This is a genomic window from Dyella sp., from assembly GCF_036384435.1.
Classification (GTDB): domain Bacteria; phylum Pseudomonadota; class Gammaproteobacteria; order Xanthomonadales; family Rhodanobacteraceae; genus GSA-30.
The window spans coordinates 17,672-34,320 of the sequence record NZ_DASVMI010000072.1; the positions used below are offsets into that span (position 1 = coordinate 17,672).

Below are 16,649 nucleotides of genomic sequence, written 5' to 3' on the forward strand. Positions count from 1 at the left end.
GCTCAATTACCCTGGGTGGACTGGTATAACTGCTGCAGCATGTCGCTGGAAACCGTCATGACCCGTGAGCTGGCCTGGTAGCCACGCTGGATCACGATCATGTCGGCCAGTTCACGCGTAAGATCCACGTTGGACATCTCCAGGCTGCTGCCGTCAATCTGTCCGAGTGCTCCCGAGGCAGCGCGACTGACGGTCACGGCCTGGTCTTGGGGCGGTAGATATAGATTGCCGTGCACCGCTTGTAGCGCACTCTCGTTTGGAAACGTTGCCAACGCCAACTGCGGACCGGCCTTGGTCTCGCCATCGGCATACGTCAACTGCAGTACGCCCTTCGAATCGAACGATTGCGAGGTCAACCCGATGACACCGTGACCATCGAGCACCTTGGCGGCAAGGCTCGTAGGCTCCCCGGAGATCGCTGTCGCACCACTGACACCGTTGGGGACACCGAAATCGAATACGAGCGTCTGGGGGCTGGAACCCAGGGTAGCCGTGACACTCACCTGGGTGAACCCGGCCATAGGCACGCCGGTCGTGCTGAAATGGATGTCACCGCTACCCAGCGTATTGCCATTGGAGTCGGTTACGGTCGCCGTCCAGGCGTTGGCGACTGTCGTGTCCGGTGCCATCGACACCGACAGGACGTGCGCCGTGCCACGATCATCGTAGACGGTGATATTGCTTACCGAGGTACTCGTCGTGCCGCTGATGTTGCCGGTGATATCGACCGTGGCGGTGGCCTGGGCTGGAAGGCTCTTCAGGTCGCCGACGTCAATCGAACCGAAGTTGCCGTTGGCATCGTAACCCTGCACGAAATACTTGTTCACTGAATCGACCAGCTTGCCGTCGCTGTTGAGTTCAAACTGGCCCGATCGCGTGTAGTAAAGATTGCCCTGCGAGTCCTTGAGGATGAACAACCCCTGCCCCTGGATAGCCACATCGGTGGTGGTGCTTTCCTGTTGGATCTGGCCTTCGCTCAAGTCGCGGCCCGTACCGGCCACGCGAGTACCATCGCCATCCATGACGTTTTCGAAAAACGACTCTTCACCACGAAAACCCGGGGTGTTCATGTTGCTGATGTTGTCGCTGATCGTATTGAGGCTTTGCGAGAAACCGAACAGGCCCGATACGCTGTTGTACAACGCTTGCATGATGCTGGAAGACATCGCGAAATCCTCTTAGGGCGTGACCAGCTGAATCTGGGAAAGCTGTACGTTCGGAAGCACGGCGTTGTTGCTGCCAGTGACGGTCAGCGCTACACCATTGGCGGTAAAGGAGATGGCCGTAACCTTGCCAGACGTGGTCGAACCGTCGGCATTGGTGACCTGCACACTGCGCGAGAGAAGATCTAGCGACTGCCCGTTGGAGCCCAGTGTGAGCAGGTTGTTGATACCCCCCACTTCCTCGCTCTGTTGTTCGATACTCACGAACTGCGCCAATTGGGTAAGAAATTGGCTGTTGTCCAGTGGCTGCGTCGGGTCCTGGAATTGCAACTCGTTGACGAACAACTGGATGAAATCCTGCTCGTTGATGCCAGCATTAGGCAGCGCTGAGGGATCGGTGGTGTTCAATACACTGCCAATGGCTTCAATCGACATGTTCGTTCCCTTGGGCGGTGATCGGCGCCGAAGTCCATACCTGGCGGCCGTTCAAGACGACGCGTCGCAGGGGTATGCCCTGCTCACGCGCATAACTGGTCAGTGAATCGAGCACGCCGCTCAACTCACTCTCATTCAACCGATAATCACGCAGCCATGCGGTCACGCCGCTGCCACCATCACGTCCCAGTCGAAGCACACGCTCGGACCAGTGCGCAACATCATCACCCGCGCTAGCCAATGCAGATGCCATCGTTTCGGCCGTGACGTCCGCTTCCTCAGCGGACGACGCAGCCGTGCGCTCCGGGACTGGGGTGGTAATCGGCGAGAGCTGTATTCCGGCGTCTGGCTCAAGGAAGCCCGCCGGCAGCACCGAAGACGAAACATCCATCGCTGACGCCAGCGGCATGTCGTTGTTCGCGGCAGCCAAGGCCGCGACCGGCTTCAGGTCCCTGGGGCAGGAATCGGCATCGAGAAGCCCCAATTCCGACAGGTAACCCTGGGCGGCCAGGTGCAGGCCGTAGACGCGCGCACCGAGAAACGCTTCAGTAATGCCGATAGGCGTTACGAGCTTCGCCAGCGACAGCAACGCGTTGGCAGGGATATCGGCTGTTTCAGGCTCGGCCGACGACATGTCTTCCGTGACATGGCCAGTATCCACCACCGCACCATCATCAACAGATGTCATGGAGGTCGACGTTGGCTTGCTGTCGTGCTGCGACGGCGACGTGGCATGCGTCTGGGACCCGGATAGCTGCGCATGGGTATCCGGCTCCTGGTGCAGGGCCTTGGCGAAATCCTCCGTCGGACGTGATGGCGCGACATAGCCGGAAGCACCGTTCGCATGATCGATACCTGGAAGCGCATTCATGCCGACTCCCCCCGGGCCTGGATCCACAACGCCAGCGACTCCTCACCCAGCTTCGCCGCGTGTTCATGGCGAACGGCCGCGCTGGCCTGGACCAGCCTCTCGTCAACCCGTTCACGATAACGACTGGCCTGCGCATTGGCTTGCGCGCAGGCGTGGCGACGCGTCTGCGCCACGGCCAGCTGCTGCCCGGAAAGTTGTTCGCGCTCGTACAACGCGGCATCCAACATGGACAGCATCTGTAGCCGGCCCAGATCAAGCGCATTTGCGTTGGCCGACTGACTGTGTCCTGCCTCGGCCACGGCGGCGCGCTGCGCTTGCACCTGCTCATGCGCCTCGCGCTTCTCGCGTTCTTCGCGAGCGGCTTTTGCCAGTTCCTCGGCCGCGAGCGATTCACGTACCCTCGCCAGACGCAGCAGGGCCCGATACGAGCGCAAACGTCGCATTTGCGGATTCATGTCGCGGCCCCTTCAAGTATCTGGCGCAGGCGCGCGACACTTTCACGACGCCCGAGCGCCTCGTCCGGGAATTGCCGCAGGCTTGCAACCAGGGCCGGGTGCAAGGCAATAGCCTCATCCAGTGCCGCACTATTGCCGGCCTGATATGCCCCCATCTCGATCAGGTCGCGAGAGTTCTCGTACGTGGAAAGAATCGACCGCGCCCGTACAGCAAGCTCACGATCTTCCCTGCTGGTTACGCGCGATACCAGTCGACTCACGCTGGAAAGCAGGTCGATCGCCGGTAACTGCCCTCGCGCGGCCAGATCACGTGAAAGCACGACGTGTCCATCCAGAATGGCGCGCATATGATCGGCCACGGGCTCGTTCATATCGTCGCCTTCCACCAATACACTGTAGATCCCGGAAATCGAACCGGCGTCGCGCAAGCGACCGCCGCGCTCCAGGATCTGCGGCAACAGGTTAAAGACAGACGGCGGATAGCCTCGTGACGTCGGAGGCTCACCGACAGCCAGGCCAATCTCGCGCTGCGCCATCGCGAAGCGCGTGATCGAATCGACCATCAGCAGTACATTCAATCCCTGCTCGCGGAAATAATCAGCAACGGCGTGCGCGGCATGCACCGCATGCGTACGCACCAAGGCCGGCTGGTCAGCAGTAGCCACGAGCATCACCGAGCGCTCGCGCCCCTGCACACCCAGCGCCTCATCCAGGAAATCACCGACTTCACGGCCGCGCTCACCAATCAAGGCGACCACGACGACATCTGCCCGCACGTGGCGTGCCATCATGCCCAGCAAGGTGCTCTTACCCACGCCACTGCCGGCGAAAATGCCCACGCGCTGCCCCTTGGCCAGCGGCATCACCGCATCAATGGCGCTTACGCCTGTTTCCAGCGCTTCGTCCAGCGGCGCGCGACGTAGCGGATTGATCGGTGGCGGCTGCACGTCCCGGAATGCCTCGGCGCGAATCGCCTCACCGCCATCAAGAGGCTCACCAAACGCATCGATCACGCGACCGATCATCGCGCGCGAAACCGGAATGCGCAGGGACCGCCCTAGCGCACGGATACGTGCACCAACGGCGATGCCACGCATATGCCCAAACGGCATCAGCAGCAAGTGCCCATCACGAAACCCTACCGCTTCAGCGAGCACCGGTGCTGAGGAATGGCCAGCCTCGATTTCACACAGCTCGCCCACCTTCACATCCGGCCCGGCGGCTTCTACCACCAGTCCGTTGTAGCCAACCAGCCGACCGCAATCGACGCTGAAGCGACTGTTCGCCAGCGCCTGCTTGTAGCGATCGAGCGTCGACACGATGTTCATGACTGCGGCCCAGCCAGCGCGGTACGCATCGCCGCGAAAACCGCATCCAGTCGCATGGCAATCGACGTCTCCGACACACCATATTCGCCTACCAATCGGCACTCTCCTGCCGATAACGTGATCGACTCGGAAACCACCAACCCGTCGATACGCTCCGGCAACCATGCTCGATCGACGACCGATACTTCCAGGTGCGCGCCCTGTCCACGCCGCTCCTGAGCCAGGCGCTCGCATACGCGCAGCATGAGGCTGCGATCGGCATCGCTGGTCGTGAAGACCTCCTGCAAGGTCAACGCAGCCAGCTCAAACGCCAGTTCATGCATGGCATTGGCATGCAGCTTCACGCTGTCTGCGAGTTGCCCCAACAGATTATCGAGCCTTGCATGCTTGGCTTCCCATGCTGCTTCCTGGGCCTGCAAGGCATCGGCGGCACGTTTTTGCAGGTCGGATTCTCTCCGCGTGTATTCTGCGGCCGCATCTTGCTCGCCTGCCTCAAAACCCTCCGCATAGCCCTTGCGAAAGGCCACGGTATCGATACTTTCGGTCTCTGCCGATACGACAGGCCATGCCTGTGCCGAGCCGGATGACGGCACGACCTCCGGCTCGTTCACCAGCGCGCGGCGCGCGATCGATTCGACAATCGAATCCGGATGCAACCTGCGGATCATCGCGCCCCCCCTTCGGCACGCACTGCCATGGCAGCATCGGCCAGGTAGCGGGCCAGCATGTCAGCCTGCCCTCGCGGAAACGTGGCGGGCAGATGCGACATGTCCAGTCGAATGGCATCGGCACGCGAACGCGCACAAGCCGTCAGGTAGATCTCAGCGTGATCCTGCGCCACGGCTTGCAGAATACGGGCAGCCCACGCGACAGAGAGGCGATCAAGCACCACGATCAGCATGTCGGGGGTTGGCAGCTCCGGTGCAAGGCGGGCACCATCGTCGGAAAGCACGGCTTGCAGAATGTCAGCATCCAGCGCGGTATAGCGCTCGGCTTCACGCATCAGCGGTTGCAGGCTTGCCCGCGCATCAACGGGCAGGCGCGAAAGCATCCAGCGCCGATCGGCAGGATGCATCGCCGCCAACGCCAACGCCACCTTGCGCAGGCCCGTCACGCTCATCGCTCCACCCCATTGGACTCGATCCATTGACGCAAGCGCAGCAATGCCTCCTCGCGCTCGGCGTGGCTGAGCCGACGCGGATGGCCGGAGCCACCACGCAGGGCCATCGCGAACGCACCGATGACGACCAGCACAAGCAAGGCCACCACGGGGTACATCCACATAGGGGACTGGGACGCTACAACAGGGACCTCATCAGAACCCGGTGCGGATTTGTCCTCGGCAGCGGCGACAGGGGCTGGCGTCACTGCCGCGCGCTGCAGGGGGGCAATCGCCGCGATATCAACCTTGTCGCCACGCGCCGCATCCAGCCCCAGGCCAGCGGACACCACATCGGACAACTTGCTCAGCTGTGCGGGCGGCAATACCGCCGGGACGACAATACCCACCGAGACACGCTCGACACGACCAGGAGCGCGCTCGACTTCTTCCTGCTCCCGGCCATGGGCATATTCAAGCTCGCGATTACTGCTGGTATTGCCCGCCTTGGGATGCTCGACATCACCGTCGTCCACGGCACGGCCAGTGGAATCGAGCTTCTCGCGCACCAGCAGGCCATTGCCGTCCTTGCCCTGCGGCAACAACTGCTCGCGCACCTGCTTGACGCGGTCATAGTTCAGGCGCACATCCACCGAGACAGTGAAATCATCGGTTTGCAGGACACGATGCAACAACTCACCGACACGCGTGCGCAGGCGCGCCTCCATCTGCGTCTGGGCATCAAGGCCATCGCCAGCCGCCTGGCCATTGGCACTATATCCGGATAACTGCATGCCCTTGTCGTCCAGTACCACCACCGATTCCGGCGACAGGCTGTCCACCGCCGACGCGACCAGACGCTGGATGCCAGCAACTTCACGTGCCTCCAAATGCTTCTGGGGCCGCAGTGTCAGCGTGACCGATGCCTTGGAGGGTGTCTTCTCGGTCTCGAACAGTTCACTGCGATGAATAGTCAGATGTACCCGTGCAGCAGCGACTTCGTCGAGCGAAGCGATGGTTCGCTCCAGTTCGCCCTGGAGAGCGCGCTGAAAATTCACTTTCTGGGCAAATTCAGTGACACCGTAATCGGAATCCTTGAATAGTTCGAAACCTACGCTGCCTCCCTTGGGAACACCTTGGGAAATCAGACGCATTCGGGTTTCATAGACCGTTTCGGCCGGCACCAGGATCGTGCGCCCCTCGTCGGCCAGTCGATACGGCACTTGCATCTGTCCAAGCGTCGATGAAATTTCCGCGGCATCGGAATCACGCAAGTCGCGAAACAATACGCCATAGGGCGGGTGCGACAGCCACCAGCCGGCCGCGCCCACGACGAGCGCGATGACCAGCACACCCAGGCCGAACGCCACCCGCGCACGCCGAGTCATGGAAGAAAAGAACTGCAACATGACTGCTCCGAAAGTCCCCTGTTCCGGTCGACGGCAGCAATCACTGCCATCACCGCTTTTAAATCTGCTTGCTTCACGTGTGCCAGTTTCAAACCTGCATGTTCGTCAGGCTCTGATAAGCCTCGACTACGCGGTTACGCACCTCCACCGCGAACTGCAATTTCAAATGCGCTTGTTCCATGGCCAACATCACGTCATGCACCGGGATGTCGTTACCCGCCGCCATCGATCGTGCTGCTGCATCGGCCTGGGCGAGACTGGCATCGACCTGGTCGAGTCCTTGGCCGATTGCCTGGGCAAAATCGGGGCCGGTTTGCGCCACACGGCCCTGTTCGGAAAATTCGAGGCTCTTGATCGATACGGCCTCGACGGGCATCAGGTTCATGCCTCACCTCCCAGTTCCAGTGCACGCAGTTCCATGCCACGCAGCGCATTGAAGGCACGTACGTTGGCTTCATAGGCACGATTGGCTTCGACCAGCGCGCTCATCTCGCTGACCATGTCAACCTTGGGATAACTGACCATGCCCTTGCCGTCGGCGGACGGGTCCGAGGGGTCGTGCACCTCACGTGTCGGCGCCTCGCTACCAAGCATGACTGGACCGGCGACATTGGCATGCGCCTCCCCTGCACCCAGTTGCGCGCCGAAACCTGCGGCTACATGCATCAGCCTCACCGGCTGACCCGGCTCGGTCGGCGTATTGGCCACGGCGATGTTATGACTGGCCGCCTCCAGGCGCAGGCGCTCGAACGTAATGCCATAGCGCGTTGCCGAAAATACCGCGTCGATACTCATGATCAATTCCTCCCGGCCAGGGCAAGCTGCATCAGTGCGAAGCGGCGAGACATCACGGTAGTCATGGATTGGAAATCCATGCTCGCCGTTTCCAGTTCAGCCACTTCGTTATCCAGGTTTACCGACACCGAGGGATCCGGGTCTGCCGCATGCACGGTATCGGCCAACGTGGCCTTCGACATCGCATGAAGACGTGTAGCATCCATGTGCGGATTGTCGGCAACCTGTTGCAGCAAGCCCACGGCCTGGCTGAAATCAGCGCGTTGCAGCCGATAACCCGGCACGTCGGCATTGGCGATATTGCTGCTTGCCACTTCGGCACGTTCACGCGCCATGCTCAGACCCAGGCGCAAGGCTTCCGTCGTGATATCCATGAGTGCCCTTATTGGATGACCAGTTCGCCGCGAAGCGCGCCGGCGTCCTTGATCGATTGCAGGATGGTGATGACGTCTCGCGTCGTGAGATGGATGGCACGCAACGCCGCGATGAGATCGGCGACGGTTGCACCGCTGGGAATATTCACCATGCGTGCCTCCGGGTCATTTACGTGAATATTGGCCTGCGGCACCACGGCCGTGCCAATACTGCGCGACGGATTGACCAACACACCGTCAGGCTGCGAAACCAGGTAGTCGGTCTGTACCTGGATACGCAAATCGCCCTGCGAGATGGTGACGCCGCTCAAGCGCACATTGCCTCCGGAAACCACGGTACCGGTGCGTTCGTTCACCACCACGCGCGCCACTTCGTCCGGCACCACCGGCACGCTCTCGATCATGGAGATGGCGCGAACCAGGTCTTGCGGGGGCGTAGCGAACGTCACGCGGATCTTGCCGGCATGTTCGGCAACCGCCTGTACCCCCGCATTACGCCGCAGCGACTCGGCCACGCGCTCGGCCGTCGTGAAATCCGGCTGGTACAGCACCACGTCCAGCGTACGACCGTCATCAGCCAGTCCGAGTGGCGCGGCACGCTCGACCGTGGCACCGTCGGGCACGCGCCCGACGGTCGGATGATTCTTCTGCTCGGAGCTGCCGAAGGCGCGAACCTCGTACCCTCCCACGGACAACGCGCCTTGGGCGAGCGCGTAGAGCTTGTTGTCCGGGCCGTTCAATGGCGTAAGCAACAGGATGCCGCCGCTCAGGCTGCGGGCGTCGCCCAGCGAGGACACCGAGACATCCAGCTTCTGGCCAGACTCGGCAAAAGGTGGCAAGGTCGCCGTGACCATCACCGCCGCCACATTGCGGCTATTGAGATCGTCCGGCCCGATGTTGACACCGAAGTGACTGAGGGTGTTTGCCACCGACTGGATGGTCAGACGGTTTTTGCTGGTATCGCCGGTACCAGCAAGGCCAATGACCAGGCCATAGCCGACCAGGGCATTGTCGCGCACGCCTTCCACCCGCGCGATTTCCTTGAGGCGTACGCCGTCCATCGCGGCCTGCACATGCGCCAGCGGCATCAAGGCCAAAAAACATGTAAGGAACAGTTTCTTCATATGAGCCCAAGCCACCGGGTGATGCGGTACAGAATGCTGTGGCGCTGCGCGGCTGAAACATCGCCCTGCCCGGTGTATTCGATGTTTGCTTCGCTGATGCGGTTGGAAAGAATGGTGTTGTTGGTAGAGATATCTTCCGAGCGCACCAGACCGGTAAGCACGAAGTTCTGCTTCTCGCCATTGATCACCACGGTCTGTGCGCCATGGATACGCAACATCCCATCGCCTTCGATCGCCAGCACGCGCACAGCCAGTTGCGCCTGCAAACTGCCAGCGCGTGTGGTATTGCCTTGCCCCGCATCGTCACCGGACAAGCCCAGCCCATACGTATGGCCGCCGTTGCGCGTCTGCGTGCGTGCACCCAGTTGCACACCGCCACTGGCATCAGTGTTAGCGCTGGCAGTGGCACGCGCAGTTTCGGTCACCACCACGGTCAAGGTGTCGCCAATCTGGTGCGCACGCCGATCGGCCGCCAGGCCGCTGTAGGCATCCGGATCAATCATCGAACCGGGCACGTTCTGTGCGTGCGCTACACCCATCACGGCACATAGCAGCAACGTGGGATAAGCGTATTTACTGAACAACGTCGACCACTCCTTTATCCGTGACCCGGGCCCGCACCGGAGCTTCGGCACCATCGACCAGTACGGTGACCAGGTCGCCTACGTTGCCCATGCTGGAACTGGTACCCTGGGTGCGCATGTGGATGGCTCCGAGCGACACATCCACCTCTACCCGACTTTGCCGGTCCACCGCAGGCACCTGTTCGAAATCCGCTGCCTGGACGGGCGTGCCAGCGAGCACTGGGTGACGTAGCCGACGACCGTCCAGTTGCGCAGGATCGCTGACCGGCATCTCACGCAATGCGGCAATGTCCGTATCCTGCTGGCTGAATTTCAGCGTGCCAGCCAGCGTGCCCGGCGCGGCGTCATCGGCGTAGCTGAGCACGGACCGATGGATACCGACGGCAAACCACACCGTGGCCGATCGCACGACGTGGCCGCCGATGCCCACATCCACAGGGATGCCCACGCGGGCACGTGGCCAGCGCCCCATCGGAGCACGGGCCTGCAACGTGACCGCACCCTGCGGCAAGGCGATGTCCTCGGGGGTACCGATTACCGCGACATCTGCCCGGGCAGCATCCTCGCCTAGCCGTGTATCCAGCATCGCACGCGCCGCCGCTATCACGCGCGTCGACTCCACGCGCTGTGACGGCGCGGCCGTGCCATGTGCGACGGTCGTGGCAAGCATGCAAAGCATCATGGCGGGCAGACGCGACATGGCTTACTGGCGCAGGTTGTTGATGGTGTCCAGAATCTGGTCGGATGCCTGGAGTACGCGTGCATTCAACTGGTATGCACGCTGGGCGATCACCAGCGTAGACATTTCGCTGATCATGTCGACGTTGGAACCCTCCAGCGAGCCCTGCACGATGGCGCCGTTGCCGTTGTCGTTGGGCTTGCCCACCGTCGGATCACCCGAAGCCTGCGTCGGCACATAGTTGTTGCTTCCCACCGATTGCAGCCCTTCGGGCGACGGAAACGAACTGAGCTCGAACGTACCCAGAAGAGTCTGCGTAGGGCTATTGCCGACAACGGCATAGATCTGCCCGTCGTGACCGATCTGGATTTGCGTAGCATCCGGTGGAATCTGGATGTTCTGTGCCAGCCGGTTGCCGTCCGGTGCGGCGAGATAACCCTCGCTATCGACGTGCAACTGGCCGGCGCGGGTGTACAGGTGATTACCAGCCGTATCGACAACTTCCAGGAATCCACTGCCCTGGATCGCGATATCCCAGGTTTTGCCGGTCTGCATCATCTGCCCCTGCGCAAACAGGGTCTGCGTGGAAAGGATTTCCGCGCCAGCGCCACTGCGCTCTGGCGTGAGGCCAGCTTGCACTTGCTCCGGCGACATGACAGCCACGTCGCCAAAGGCCACGCGCTGCGCCTTGTAGCCTGGAGTCTGCATGTTGGAGATGTTGTTAGACAAGGTATCGATCTGGGTCTGCTGGCTCTGCAGGCCCGACGTGGCAATGTAAAGCGCGTCGATCATGATGCGGTCCTTCAGCTGTTGTCGCCGATATGGTTGATGCCGTTCTGCAAGGCCTGGTCATAGGCCTGGATGGCGCGTTGCACGGATTGCGCATGGCGAGTCAGCGCCATCAAGCGCACGATCTCCATGCCCGGATCCACGTTCGATTGCTCCAGCGCCCCTTGATGCACGCTGCCGTTCCAGTCCGCCGTGGCCCCGCTGTACAGATAACGTCCGTCGCCCATCTCGCGCAGTCCGTCGGGCGTACCCACGCCCACCACGCGCAAGGTATCGATGGCGTCCTTGCCATCGACGATCTGGCCCTTGCCGTCGATATGCACCTGGGTGTGCTCAAGCACGATCGGTCCAGACTGTCCCATCACTGGGTGTCCGGCCACATCGACGAGCTGGCTGTTGGCGTCGAGATGAAACTGGCCGTTGCGCGTGAGCATCGGCTGGCCGTCAACATCGATGACGAAGAAACCCGCGCCCTGCAAGGCTACGTCCAGCGGTTGGCCGGTATGGCGCAACGTGCCATCGGCAAGGTTCAATCGTGGCGCCGGCTCCATGTCGCCGGTGCGAAAGTCCGGTTTGAGCCGCTCGGCACGGTAGCCGGTGGTACGCATATTGGCCACGTTCTGGCTAACGACATCGAGCGCGTCGACATCCTGGGCAAGAAAGCGGGCGATTCCGGAGACGATATGGCTCATGCGGCGGCCTGTGCGGTGACGGTTCCGAATGCCTTGACCACGACGGTCGAGGGCACCTCATTGATACCCAGCACGGTGACATGCGGCAGGCTGCGCTGGATCAGCGCGCGCACATGGCGACGGACCATGCTGGGGCAAAGCAGGACGGGAAGATGACTGCGCGCCATCATGGCTTCAGCCTGACGGGAAACGCCTCCGAGCAAGGCTTCCAATTGCGCCAGATCGGCCACCAGGCTGCCTGCGCCTTCGCGCTGACGTACTGCCGTGAGGATGGCGCGTTCAAGATCCTGTGCCAGCGTGATGACGTGCAACTCGCCTTGTGCATTGCCCAGGCGCTGACAGATGGCCGGACCCAGCCGCTCACGCACACGCTCGACCAGGTCATCGGTTTGCTTATGCGTTTTGCCGGCATCCACCAGCACTTCCAGGATGGTTTCCATGCTGCGAATGCTGACGTGCTCGCGCAGCAACTGCTGCAGCACTTTCTGCACGTCGGTATAGGACATCACCCCGGGAATCAGCTCATCGACCAGCGACGGCTGCTGTTCACGCACACGTGCCACCATGCGCTCGGTTTCCGCGCGCGTCAGCAATTCCGGTGCGTGGCGCTTAGCTACTTCGCCCAGGTGCGTGATCAATACCGTCTCAGGATCCACCAGTGTGTAGCCGGCGCCACGCGCGTACTGGCGTTGCTCGGGATGGATCCACTGAGCCGGCAGGCCATACGCCGGGTCGCGCGTCTCGCGCCCTTCCAGCTTCGGGCGCTTGCCACCCGGATTGATCGCCAGCAGCGCATCGAACCTCAGTTCGCCACGCCCCACCCGCGTACCCTGCACATGCACCTCGTAGCCATCCTCGGCCAGGCCAGTGCCCTGCACGAGCTTCACCTTGGGCAGGATGAAGCCACCATCCATCGCATATTGCTTGCGAAATGCCGCAATGCGATCGCCCAGATCCAAGCCACGCGCCTTGTATGTAGCGGCGATACCATGCCCGAGATGGATCTCGATCGGCTCGACTACCAGCAGCTTGTGCAGGTCTTCTTCATCCTGCCTGGCCGAAGGCTCCGAGGTCTTTTCCTGCTCGGGCGCCTCACTCGCTTCACCAGTACGTGCCGCATAGAAAGTGAGCGCCCCCACGCACAGCAGCACCAGCAGTACCGGCCATGCCGGCAGGCCAGGAAGCATCAGCAAGCCGCCGAGTGCCAGCGACACGATCAGCAGCGTGCGCGAGTTGGACAAAACCTGGCGGGATATTTCGGTGCCCAGCTGCGCATCCGCGGCCGCACGGGTAATGATGATGCCGGTGGCGATGGCGATCACCAGCGAGGGAATCTGCGTGACGATACCGTCGCCCACGGTCAGCAAGGTATAACGATGGGCGGCATCGCTCCAGTTCAATCCACGCTGCACCATACCGACAGCCAGGCCGCCGACGATGTCGATCAGGATGATCATGATGCCGGCGATGGCATCGCCCTTGACGAACTTGGTCGCGCCATCCATGGCACCGTAGAAATTGGCTTCCTTTTCCACCATGGCACGACGGCGTTTGGCTTCGCGTTCGTCGATGAGCCCCATGTTCATGTCCGCATCGATGCTCATCTGCTTGCCGGGCATGCTGTCCAGCGTAAAACGCGCGGCGACCTCCGCAACACGCTGCGCGCCACTGGTAACTACCACGTATTGCACGACCACCAGGATCAGGAACACCACCAGGCCGATCACATAGTTGCCGCCCACCACGTATGAGCCGATCGCGTTGATCACCCGCCCCGCGTTGCCGTTATCCAGGATCAGGCGCGTCGCCGAGATGTTCAGCGCCAGACGGAACAGCGTCGTAATCAGCAGCAACGAGGGAAACGTGGAAAAGCTCAGTGGCGTCTCGGTGAAAAAGGTGATCAGCAACACCAGCAGCGCGCAGGTGAAGTTCAGCACCAGCAGGAAATCCAGCAAGCCAGCCGGGATGGGCGTGAACAGGATGATCAGGATCGCAATCATCCCCAGGACGAGGATGACGTCGCGCTTCCCGCTCCATAATTGTCCAAACAAGGTATTCACGAAAAAATCCTGTTGCCGGGGCGCTTCATCAGCCAGCGGTACACCGGCGCCAACGTCTTGTAGAGATCCTGCGGCACGGCCTGATCGATCTTGCAGCTCTTGTAGAGCGCACGCGCCAGTTCCGGGGAACGCAACAGAGGGACACCGGCCTGCGCCGCCGACATGCGCATGCGTGCGGCTACGGCATCGCTTCCCTTGGCCAGTACTACAGGCGAACGCATGCTGCGTGGTCGATACTTCAGTGCCACGGCCAGATGGGTCGGATTGGTCAGCACCACATCGGCTTCCGGGACGCGCTGCACCGAGCGGGAACTCTTGAGCAACTCACTCATCAGGCGACGGCGCTTGGAGCGAATGGCCGGATCGCCTTCGCGGCGCTTGACCTCGTCCTTGATGTCACGCCGACTCATGCGCAACTTGCGCATATATTCGCGACGGCTGAACCACAGGTCGAATAAGGCCACCAGGCCCAGTAACACCAGCACCCACGTCGTGACCTTCACGTAGACCGCGCGCAAGACCATACCCACGCTGGCGGGAGCACCAACGGCCACAGCCTGCATATGCTGCACGATGCCAGGAATCACCAGACAGCCCACCGTTGCAAGCAAGCCAAGCTTGAGCAGCAGCTTGAACAGCTCCCACACCACGCGCAACGAGAAGAGGCGCTGCGCACCCTGCACCGGATTCAGGCGACTGAAATCGGGCTTGAGCGGAGTCACGCTGAAATTCGGACCGGTCTGTATCAGGTTGGCCAATACCGCTGCGACCAGCATCGCCAGCCCTACCGGAAGCAGGGATTGCCAGACGGGCTGGAAGGCATGCTGCAACCACCCCCACAAACCAGCCGACGGCGACGGCGCATTGCCGGCGAGCAACAAGGTGCGCGTCATTGCGCGAGCAATTGCAGCCGCCGTACCGTAGCTGGCGGCGATCAAGGCGATGCTGAAAACCACGACCACCACCACGCCTGCAAAATCCGCACTACGCGGCACCTGGCCGCGCCCGCGCGCCTCTTGCAGGCGGAAGGGTGTCGGCTGTTCGGTCTTGTCCTGGTCGTCGGTGGCCATCAGCTCACTCCGCCGCGCAGGAAGGGAAACGCATCGCGATACAACCGCTCGATCAACGGCGGAGCGAAGCGCAAGGAGCCAGCCAGCAGTACGTAGCCGGCCAGCAGCTTCAACGGCAGCGCCACGAAATAGATATTGGCCTGCGGCATCGAACGGCTGGCGTAGGCCACGGTCAGGTCAATGGCAAACAAGCCGAGCATGGCCGGCGCGGAGATCATCAGGCCGAGCAGGAACTGCGAAGAAAGCTTTTCCAGCAATAACGACGGCGCGACCAGCAAGCCACCGTGCCCCAACGGCACCTGGTCGATCGACGCCACCATGCCGCGCATCAGCAACAGATGCAGACCCAACGAAAAGAACACCACCATGCCCGCCCACTGCATCACTGTGCCAGCAAGCGATTCGACAATGTGCGTGGTCGGATTGAACAGGCTGGCCGCACTGGCGCCAGACTGGATATCCACCACCTTGGCCGCGAAATCCAGCGCCGCCATCGGCAAGATCACCGCCAGGCTCAGCGACAGGCCCATCACCGATTCACCCAGCATCGCCAACAGCCATGCTTCGGGCTGCTCCAGGCCGGGCAAGGCCGCCTGTGCATGATCAGCCCCCACCGCGAGCAGGCTCAGACCCAACAGCACGATGACGCGAATCGTCACTGGTACCGCGTTGAACGGCGTGAGCGCCGAAACCAGTATCAATGGCGCGAAGCGCATCATGGCAAAGGGCAGCAGGGATATGGCGGCATCGAAAGTCATGGCCTACATCCCCGCCACCAGGCCGAACAGGTGCTTGGAGAACTCCACCACCACGGCCATCATCCACGCGCCCAGCGCCAGGAACATCGCGACCACCACCACCAGCTTGGGGATGAACGTGAGTGTCATCTCCTGGATCTGCGTCACCACCTGGAAGATCGAAATCACCACACCCACCACCAAGGTGGCCACCAGGATCGGGGCCGACACCTTGGCGGCAGTAAGCAGTGTCTGGGCCAACAGATGCATGGCGATATCGGCGTCCATTTGCCTCAGCCCCTCGGTCGCACCAGTTCACGCAAGCGGAAGATAAAATCCGCGGAGATTGCCACACCGATACCGGGCGACAGCGTCATCAGTTGCGCAACTTCGGCACGGGCTTCGTCCACGAGCCCTTCGTCCAATAGCAGCACACTCCGGGCATAGCGCGCAGTGCGCCCATTCGGATCCAGGCGCATGGCACGCCGGATCGACGCCTCAGCCTCGGTGCGCTCGCTGCGCAGGGCGTGCACCAGTGCCAGACCGCCATGGGTCTCGCCAAAGGTGCGATCCACTGCCAACGCATGTTCAAAACTCGCTCGCGCGCCGGCCAGATCGCCTTCGATCAACTGGCACCAGGCAAATGCGTGCCACGTACCCAGATGATCCGGCATCACCTTCGTGGCACGTTCAATCAGGGTACGGCCGGCAGCAACGTCTCCGCGCAACATCCGCTCCTGGCCCAAACCCAACAGGGCGCGACCGGAGTCAGGATGGCGCACCAGGACCTGCCCGAATACATCTGCAGATTCATCCAGCCGTTGCTCCCACAGCGCAAGCGTCGCCTCAACGATCGCCGCTTCGTGTTGTGCCGGATCCTTTTGCAAGGCTTGCCGGGCCTCACGCACCGCCTGCGCGCGATTGTCGTCGTCAAGCCACAGCAAAGCACGCAGGCCGCGAACCTCCGCGCCACGAACGCCCTCCA

The 16,649-nt window shown here is 61.8% G+C and carries 21 protein-coding genes; all 21 read right to left on the reverse strand.

The window, feature by feature from the left end:
• Window positions 1-2: 2 nt before the first annotated feature.
• Window positions 3-1,166: a flagellar hook-basal body complex protein gene (locus tag VF436_RS06475; protein ID WP_330903186.1), complete on the reverse strand. Its 1,164-nt coding sequence runs from the start codon at window positions 1,164-1,166 to the stop codon at window positions 3-5.
• 12 nt (window positions 1,167-1,178) lie between these two features.
• Entirely contained in the window at window positions 1,179-1,598 is a 420-nt protein-coding gene (locus tag VF436_RS06480) for a flagellar hook assembly protein FlgD (protein ID WP_330903187.1), read from the reverse strand.
• The gene (locus tag VF436_RS06485; RefSeq protein WP_330903188.1) at window positions 1,588-2,469 is read right to left on the reverse strand and encodes a hypothetical protein; all 882 of its coding nucleotides are present in this window, start codon (window positions 2,467-2,469) and stop codon (window positions 1,588-1,590) included. Before VF436_RS06485 ends, VF436_RS06480 begins: the two co-directional genes overlap by 11 nt.
• Window positions 2,466-2,924: a hypothetical protein gene (locus VF436_RS06490; protein ID WP_330903189.1), complete on the reverse strand. Its 459-nt coding sequence runs from the start codon at window positions 2,922-2,924 to the stop codon at window positions 2,466-2,468. The genes VF436_RS06485 and VF436_RS06490 overlap by 4 nt, the downstream gene beginning before the upstream one ends.
• On the reverse strand, window positions 2,921-4,252 hold the full coding sequence (locus VF436_RS06495) for a FliI/YscN family ATPase (protein ID WP_330903190.1): 1,332 nt from the start codon (window positions 4,250-4,252) through the stop codon (window positions 2,921-2,923). Before VF436_RS06495 ends, VF436_RS06490 begins: the two co-directional genes overlap by 4 nt.
• Window positions 4,249-4,920 (reverse strand): hypothetical protein, encoded by a 672-nt coding sequence (locus VF436_RS06500; RefSeq protein WP_330903191.1) that lies wholly within the window; start codon window positions 4,918-4,920, stop codon window positions 4,249-4,251. Before VF436_RS06500 ends, VF436_RS06495 begins: the two co-directional genes overlap by 4 nt.
• Window positions 4,917-5,372 carry a hypothetical protein gene (locus tag VF436_RS06505; RefSeq protein ID WP_330903192.1) on the reverse strand — a complete coding sequence of 152 codons (456 nt, stop codon included), beginning with the start codon at window positions 5,370-5,372 and terminating at the stop codon, window positions 4,917-4,919. The genes VF436_RS06500 and VF436_RS06505 overlap by 4 nt, the downstream gene beginning before the upstream one ends.
• Window positions 5,369-6,760, reverse strand: a complete 1,392-nt coding sequence (gene fliF / locus VF436_RS06510) for a flagellar basal-body MS-ring/collar protein FliF (RefSeq protein ID WP_330903193.1) — start codon at window positions 6,758-6,760, stop codon at window positions 5,369-5,371. Before fliF ends, VF436_RS06505 begins: the two co-directional genes overlap by 4 nt.
• 88 nt (window positions 6,761-6,848) lie before the next feature.
• On the reverse strand, window positions 6,849-7,145 hold the full coding sequence (gene fliE, locus VF436_RS06515) for a flagellar hook-basal body complex protein FliE (RefSeq protein WP_330903194.1): 297 nt from the start codon (window positions 7,143-7,145) through the stop codon (window positions 6,849-6,851).
• Window positions 7,142-7,555 carry a flagellar basal body rod protein FlgC gene (locus VF436_RS06520; RefSeq protein WP_330903195.1) on the reverse strand — a complete coding sequence of 138 codons (414 nt, stop codon included), beginning with the start codon at window positions 7,553-7,555 and terminating at the stop codon, window positions 7,142-7,144. Before VF436_RS06520 ends, fliE begins: the two co-directional genes overlap by 4 nt.
• Window positions 7,556-7,557: 2 nt before the next feature.
• Window positions 7,558-7,929, reverse strand: a complete 372-nt coding sequence (locus VF436_RS06525; protein WP_330903196.1) for a flagellar basal body rod protein FlgB — start codon at window positions 7,927-7,929, stop codon at window positions 7,558-7,560.
• Window positions 7,930-7,937: 8 nt separating this feature from the next.
• Entirely contained in the window at window positions 7,938-9,053 is a 1,116-nt protein-coding gene (locus VF436_RS06530; protein WP_330903197.1) for a flagellar basal body P-ring protein FlgI, read from the reverse strand.
• Window positions 9,050-9,637: a flagellar basal body L-ring protein FlgH gene (locus VF436_RS06535; protein WP_330903198.1), complete on the reverse strand. Its 588-nt coding sequence runs from the start codon at window positions 9,635-9,637 to the stop codon at window positions 9,050-9,052. Before VF436_RS06535 ends, VF436_RS06530 begins: the two co-directional genes overlap by 4 nt.
• Window positions 9,627-10,307 carry a flagellar basal body P-ring formation chaperone FlgA gene (gene flgA / locus VF436_RS06540; protein WP_330903199.1) on the reverse strand — a complete coding sequence of 227 codons (681 nt, stop codon included), beginning with the start codon at window positions 10,305-10,307 and terminating at the stop codon, window positions 9,627-9,629. Before flgA ends, VF436_RS06535 begins: the two co-directional genes overlap by 11 nt.
• 33 nt (window positions 10,308-10,340) lie before the next feature.
• Window positions 10,341-11,108: a flagellar hook-basal body complex protein gene (locus VF436_RS06545; protein ID WP_330903200.1), complete on the reverse strand. Its 768-nt coding sequence runs from the start codon at window positions 11,106-11,108 to the stop codon at window positions 10,341-10,343.
• 11 nt (window positions 11,109-11,119) lie between these two features.
• Window positions 11,120-11,797 (reverse strand): flagellar hook-basal body complex protein, encoded by a 678-nt coding sequence (locus tag VF436_RS06550; RefSeq protein WP_330903201.1) that lies wholly within the window; start codon window positions 11,795-11,797, stop codon window positions 11,120-11,122.
• Window positions 11,794-13,857 (reverse strand): flagellar biosynthesis protein FlhA, encoded by a 2,064-nt coding sequence (gene flhA / locus VF436_RS06555; protein ID WP_330903202.1) that lies wholly within the window; start codon window positions 13,855-13,857, stop codon window positions 11,794-11,796. The genes VF436_RS06550 and flhA overlap by 4 nt, the downstream gene beginning before the upstream one ends.
• Window positions 13,854-14,927: an EscU/YscU/HrcU family type III secretion system export apparatus switch protein gene (locus VF436_RS06560; RefSeq protein ID WP_330903203.1), complete on the reverse strand. Its 1,074-nt coding sequence runs from the start codon at window positions 14,925-14,927 to the stop codon at window positions 13,854-13,856. Before VF436_RS06560 ends, flhA begins: the two co-directional genes overlap by 4 nt.
• Window positions 14,927-15,685 carry a flagellar biosynthetic protein FliR gene (locus tag VF436_RS06565; RefSeq protein WP_330903204.1) on the reverse strand — a complete coding sequence of 253 codons (759 nt, stop codon included), beginning with the start codon at window positions 15,683-15,685 and terminating at the stop codon, window positions 14,927-14,929. Before VF436_RS06565 ends, VF436_RS06560 begins: the two co-directional genes overlap by 1 nt.
• Before the next feature lie 3 nt (window positions 15,686-15,688).
• The gene (locus VF436_RS06570; RefSeq protein ID WP_330903205.1) at window positions 15,689-15,952 is read right to left on the reverse strand and encodes a flagellar biosynthetic protein FliQ; all 264 of its coding nucleotides are present in this window, start codon (window positions 15,950-15,952) and stop codon (window positions 15,689-15,691) included.
• Between the two features lie 5 nt (window positions 15,953-15,957).
• Window positions 15,958-16,649: tetratricopeptide repeat protein (locus tag VF436_RS06575; RefSeq protein ID WP_330903206.1), on the reverse strand; the 692-nt coding region annotated here is incomplete at its 5' end.

Bases quoted from the DNA above. Each gene is read 5' to 3' on its own strand.
- VF436_RS06500 (WP_330903191.1), bottom strand. From the start codon at position 4,920: ATGATCCGCAGGTTGCATCCGGATTCGATTGTCGAATCGATCGCGCGC.
- VF436_RS06570 (WP_330903205.1), bottom strand. From the start codon at position 15,952: ATGGACGCCGATATCGCCATGCATCTGTTGGCCCAGACACTGCTTACT.
- VF436_RS06530 (WP_330903197.1), bottom strand. From the start codon at position 9,053: ATGAAGAAACTGTTCCTTACATGTTTTTTGGCCTTGATGCCGCTGGCG.
- VF436_RS06485 (WP_330903188.1), bottom strand. From the start codon at position 2,469: ATGAATGCGCTTCCAGGTATCGATCATGCGAACGGTGCTTCCGGCTAT.
- VF436_RS06525 (WP_330903196.1), bottom strand. From the start codon at position 7,929: ATGGATATCACGACGGAAGCCTTGCGCCTGGGTCTGAGCATGGCGCGT.
- flgA (WP_330903199.1), bottom strand. From the start codon at position 10,307: ATGCTTGCCACGACCGTCGCACATGGCACGGCCGCGCCGTCACAGCGC.
- VF436_RS06505 (WP_330903192.1), bottom strand. From the start codon at position 5,372: ATGAGCGTGACGGGCCTGCGCAAGGTGGCGTTGGCGTTGGCGGCGATG.
- fliF (WP_330903193.1), bottom strand. From the start codon at position 6,760: ATGTTGCAGTTCTTTTCTTCCATGACTCGGCGTGCGCGGGTGGCGTTC.
- VF436_RS06520 (WP_330903195.1), bottom strand. From the start codon at position 7,555: ATGAGTATCGACGCGGTATTTTCGGCAACGCGCTATGGCATTACGTTC.
- VF436_RS06490 (WP_330903189.1), bottom strand. From the start codon at position 2,924: ATGAATCCGCAAATGCGACGTTTGCGCTCGTATCGGGCCCTGCTGCGT.
- fliE (WP_330903194.1), bottom strand. From the start codon at position 7,145: ATGAACCTGATGCCCGTCGAGGCCGTATCGATCAAGAGCCTCGAATTT.
- VF436_RS06475 (WP_330903186.1), bottom strand. From the start codon at position 1,166: ATGTCTTCCAGCATCATGCAAGCGTTGTACAACAGCGTATCGGGCCTG.
- VF436_RS06560 (WP_330903203.1), bottom strand. From the start codon at position 14,927: ATGGCCACCGACGACCAGGACAAGACCGAACAGCCGACACCCTTCCGC.
- VF436_RS06565 (WP_330903204.1), bottom strand. From the start codon at position 15,685: ATGACTTTCGATGCCGCCATATCCCTGCTGCCCTTTGCCATGATGCGC.
- VF436_RS06495 (WP_330903190.1), bottom strand. From the start codon at position 4,252: ATGAACATCGTGTCGACGCTCGATCGCTACAAGCAGGCGCTGGCGAAC.
- VF436_RS06550 (WP_330903201.1), bottom strand. From the start codon at position 11,797: ATGAGCCATATCGTCTCCGGAATCGCCCGCTTTCTTGCCCAGGATGTC.
- VF436_RS06480 (WP_330903187.1), bottom strand. From the start codon at position 1,598: ATGTCGATTGAAGCCATTGGCAGTGTATTGAACACCACCGATCCCTCA.
- VF436_RS06545 (WP_330903200.1), bottom strand. From the start codon at position 11,108: ATGATCGACGCGCTTTACATTGCCACGTCGGGCCTGCAGAGCCAGCAG.